The organism is Burkholderia sp. ZZQ-2 (assembly GCF_050768715.1).
Lineage (GTDB): Bacteria > Pseudomonadota > Gammaproteobacteria > Burkholderiales > Burkholderiaceae > Burkholderia > Burkholderia cepacia.
Window position 1 is genome coordinate 1 of record NZ_LDVA01000367.1, and the last position, 3,948, is coordinate 3,948.

General features: G+C 69.1%; 6 protein-coding genes. 3 read left to right on the forward strand and 3 right to left on the reverse strand.

The features are described 5' to 3' along the window. The 3 genes from ABY44_RS37610 to ABY44_RS37620 all read left to right on the forward strand — a co-directional run. Positions 1-1,161, forward strand: a 1,161-nt coding sequence (locus ABY44_RS37610) for an acetyl-CoA C-acetyltransferase (RefSeq protein WP_431643555.1), incomplete at its 5' end; no start/stop codon positions are given. Between the two features lie 216 nt (positions 1,162-1,377). Beyond that, on the forward strand, positions 1,378-2,121 hold the full coding sequence (phbB, locus tag ABY44_RS37615) for an acetoacetyl-CoA reductase (RefSeq protein WP_027789117.1): 744 nt from the start codon (positions 1,378-1,380) through the stop codon (positions 2,119-2,121). Between the two features lie 108 nt (positions 2,122-2,229). Then, positions 2,230-2,436 (forward strand): hypothetical protein, encoded by a 207-nt coding sequence (locus tag ABY44_RS37620; RefSeq protein ID WP_059699863.1) that lies wholly within the window; start codon positions 2,230-2,232, stop codon positions 2,434-2,436. A 99-nt stretch (positions 2,437-2,535) separates the two neighbouring features. Here the strand turns inward: ABY44_RS37620 and ABY44_RS37625 are convergent, their stop codons facing one another. The 3 genes from ABY44_RS37625 to ABY44_RS37635 form a co-directional block, all read right to left on the reverse strand. Further along, positions 2,536-2,883 (reverse strand): hypothetical protein, encoded by a 348-nt coding sequence (locus ABY44_RS37625; RefSeq protein ID WP_060174866.1) that lies wholly within the window; start codon positions 2,881-2,883, stop codon positions 2,536-2,538. After that, positions 2,867-3,370, reverse strand: a complete 504-nt coding sequence (locus ABY44_RS37630; protein WP_060174867.1) for a hotdog family protein — start codon at positions 3,368-3,370, stop codon at positions 2,867-2,869. Before ABY44_RS37630 ends, ABY44_RS37625 begins: the two co-directional genes overlap by 17 nt. Beyond that, a partial coding sequence (locus tag ABY44_RS37635) for a beta-ketoacyl synthase chain length factor (protein ID WP_431643556.1) occupies positions 3,370-3,948 on the reverse strand: 579 nt, incomplete at its 5' end. The genes ABY44_RS37635 and ABY44_RS37630, both read right to left, overlap by 1 nt.

Sequence of the window (3,948 nt, forward strand, 5' to 3'; positions counted from 1 at the left end):
TCGGCCGCGCGGACCGCGGTCGGCAAATTCGGCGGTTCGCTTGCGAAGATTGCAGCACCCGAACTGGGCGCGACGGTGATCCGCGCAGTGCTGGAGCGCGCGGGCGTGAAGCCCGAGCAGGTGAGCGAAGTGATCATGGGCCAGGTGCTGACGGCCGGCTCGGGCCAGAACCCGGCGCGGCAGTCGCTGATCAAGGCCGGGCTGCCGACGGCAGTGCCGGGGATGACGATCAACAAGGTGTGCGGCTCGGGCCTGAAGGCCGTGATGCTGGCGGCGAACGCGATCGTCGCGGGCGACGCGGACATCGTGATCGCGGGCGGCCAGGAGAACATGAGCGCGTCGCCGCACGTGCTGCCGGGCTCGCGTGACGGCTTCCGGATGGGCGATGCGAAGCTGGTCGACACGATGATCGTCGACGGCCTGTGGGACGTGTACAACCAGTACCACATGGGCATCACGGCGGAGAACGTCGCGAAGGAATACGGGATCACGCGCGAAGAGCAGGATGCGTTCGCGGCGCTGTCGCAGAACAAGGCGGAAGCCGCGCAGAAGGCGGGCCGCTTCGACGACGAGATCGTGCCGGTGTCGATCCCGCAACGCAAGGGCGAGCCGCTGCAGTTCGCGACCGACGAATTCGTGCGTCACGGCGTGACGGCGGAGTCGCTGGCGGGGCTGAAGCCGGCGTTCTCGAAGGACGGCTCGGTGACGGCGGCGAACGCGTCGGGGCTGAACGACGGCGCGGCGGCGGTGCTGGTGATGTCGGCGCAGAAGGCGGCGGCGCTGGGTCTGACGCCGCTGGCGAAGATCAAGGCCTACGCGAACGCGGGCGTCGATCCGAGCGTGATGGGGATGGGCCCGGTGCCGGCATCGCGCCGGTGCCTGGAGCGCGCGGGCTGGACGCCGGGCGACCTGGACCTGATGGAGATCAACGAGGCGTTCGCGGCGCAGGCGCTGGCGGTGCACAAGCAGATGGGCTGGGACACGTCGAAGGTGAACGTGAACGGCGGGGCGATCGCGATCGGTCACCCGATCGGTGCGTCGGGCTGCCGGATCCTGGTGACGCTGCTGCACGAGATGGCCAAGCGCGACGCGAAGCGCGGGCTGGCGTCGCTGTGCATCGGCGGCGGGATGGGCGTCGCGCTCGCGGTCGAGCGCGCCTGAGCGGGGCCTGACGATTCGTCCCGCTGCGGCGCCGGTGGGCGCCGCACGCGGGTGAAGCGGTTTTCGCGCACGACAAGTGGCCAACAACAAGCGCGAGGTGCCGGTGCGTGCCGTGCCCGCGACGCGGGCGGCTGCGCATCGAAGCGGTGGGGCGGCAGCATGTGCGATGCCGTCGCCCCGCTTTCATCGATTACTTTTTTGTCGGTAATTTACAGGATGACTAAGCGAATTGCAGTTGTGACTGGTGGAATGGGCGGCCTCGGCGAAGCGGTCAGCATCAGGTTGAACGACGCGGGCCACCGGGTAGTCGTCACGTATTCGCCGAGCAACACCGGCGCGGACCGCTGGCTGACCGAGATGCATGCGGCCGGCCGCGAGTTCCTCGCGTATCCGGTGGACGTGGCCGACCACGATTCGTGCCAGCAATGCATCGAGAAGATCGCCCGGGACGTCGGCCCGGTCGACATTCTCGTGAACAACGCGGGCATCACGCGCGACATGACGCTGCGCAAGCTCGACAAGGTCAACTGGGACGCGGTGATCCGCACGAACCTCGATTCCGTGTTCAACATGACGAAGCCGGTCTGCGAAAGCATGGTCGAGCGCGGCTGGGGCCGTATCGTCAACATCTCGTCGGTGAACGGCTCGAAGGGTTCGGTCGGCCAGACCAACTACGCGGCCGCGAAGGCCGGCATGCACGGCTTCACGAAATCGCTCGCGCTCGAGATCGCGCGCAAGGGCGTGACGGTGAACACCGTGTCGCCGGGCTACCTCGCGACGAAGATGGTCACGGCGATCCCGCAGGACATCCTCGACTCGAAGATCCTCCCGCAGATTCCGGCGGGCCGGCTCGGCAAGCCCGAGGAAGTCGCGGCGCTGGTCGCTTACCTGTGCTCGGAGGAGGCCGGCTTCGTGACGGGCTCCAACATCGCGATCAACGGCGGCCAGCACATGCACTGACGCACGGCGGCCCGGACGGCGTGCATGCCCGTGCCGGGCCGTGTTCCGCTGGTTCCAGTGCCGCAGCGGCGCAGGTGTGCCGGTGCGGCCCCGCATTCCGGAGAAGGCATGAGCGACACCTGGATGGGACTCGCGATCGGCTGCGCGGCACTGGCCGTCGCGCTGGCGATGGCGATCTCGCTCTTCTGGCTCGAGCGGCGCCGTGCGCGGCTGCTGCGGAACTTCGATCATCGCGATTGCTGGCTCGTCGCTTACGGCAAGTGTTTCGCGCGCGTGCGGGCCAGGCCGGCACGCCGCATGCGCGGCGCGCGTTGACGGCAGCGGCATGGCGGCAGTCACGCGTCACCGTCGACGCGCGGCCACGCATCGCGCGCATGCCGCAAGGCGGTACGCGCGATGTTCGTCGTCAATCGCTCAATCGCTCTTTTCGCTCTTTCCACCCGACTCGCTGGAGCCGTTCTTGTGGAAGATCCGCTTCGTCGTGCGCTTGGTGGCATCCCACCCTTCGCGCGACGCATGCGCGACGCCGTGCCCGACCGCCTTCGCCGCACTTGCGGTCGCGTGGCCGAAGCTGCGGGCCGCCTCGCCGGTCTTGTGCGCGGCTTCCTTCGAATCGCGCTTGATGTCCTGCTTCACTTCCGACATGTCCGCGTGCGCGATCGGGCTGATCAGCGCCAGAACGAGCGCGGTACCAATGAACTGACGAACTTTCACGACCTGGTTTCCTTCCGTTGAACAAGCCTCTTCAGCGAGGATTCGCATCGCCGGCGGGCGCCGGGCGAAACACGCCGGCCGCCGATGCGTCGAGCATCACCGCGGCGCGGCCGGACAGCAGCACGCGCTCGCCGCAGCGCAGCGCGAAGCCGTACAGCGCCGAGCGGTCGTCGCCGCTCACGCGTTCCGCTTCGACGACGAGCGGCTGCGTGAACGTGTCGAGCCGGTCGACGAACGCGTCGACGTTGCGCACGCTCGCCAGATAACCGACGCGCGGGCGCGCTTCGTGCGCACCGAGCAACGCGCCGTGCACGGCCATCGCCTGCGCCGCGTATTCGATCCCGCAGACGGACGCGAGCCGGCCGTGCGCGCGCAGCGGGTTGTGCGGATCGCGGTGGCTCGTCGCGGTGCAGCGGATGCGGGCGGCATCCCACGCATCGACCGTATCGAGCACGCACATCGCGCCGTCGTGCGGAATGTGCGCGGCGATCCACGCGTGGTCGAGCGGCGGCGCGAGCGGGATCGTCGCGGTCATCACGCACGCTCCATGAACGTATCCGGCATCGCGACATCGACCTGCACGCGTGTATCGGCCAGGTAGTCGAGCACGACGCGTGTCGAACGCCGCGCGGCGAGCGCCTCGAGCAGCGGCAGCACGCGCGCGGCCGGATTGCCGGCACGCAGCGCGTCGAGCCCGGCGTGCGCGAGCGTCGCGGCGGGGGTGTCGCTGAGTTGCACGTCGATGCGGGCGAGCGCGTGTTCGCTTGCTTCCGGCGCGAGCACGAGCGCGACGCCGAACGCATCGTCGATCGGCCGCACCGCGCGCAGCGGTTCCGGATAGTCGGTGTCGTACGCGATCAGCAGCGTCGGCACGCGATCGACGACGACCTGGCACAGACTCTCGAGCAGCCCGGCGGCAAAGCTGCCGTCGTGCGCGCACAGCACGTTCGACGTCGCCATCGCGCGGGTCGCGATGCTCCAGTAGCCGGCCGGCGCGTTGTGCACGGAGTTGTGGAAGCGGGTCGGCGACAACTGGCGATCGTCGCCGGCGAGGGTTTCGCAGATCGCGTGGCAGTTCTGGCCGTCGCCGCCCGACGCGCTGAACACGGTCGC

Bases quoted from the DNA above. Each gene is read 5' to 3' on its own strand.
- phbB (WP_027789117.1), top strand. From the start codon at position 1,378: ATGACTAAGCGAATTGCAGTTGTGACTGGTGGAATGGGCGGCCTCGGC.
- ABY44_RS37620 (WP_059699863.1), top strand. From the start codon at position 2,230: ATGAGCGACACCTGGATGGGACTCGCGATCGGCTGCGCGGCACTGGCC.
- ABY44_RS37625 (WP_060174866.1), bottom strand. From the start codon at position 2,883: ATGCGAATCCTCGCTGAAGAGGCTTGTTCAACGGAAGGAAACCAGGTC.
- ABY44_RS37630 (WP_060174867.1), bottom strand. From the start codon at position 3,370: ATGACCGCGACGATCCCGCTCGCGCCGCCGCTCGACCACGCGTGGATC.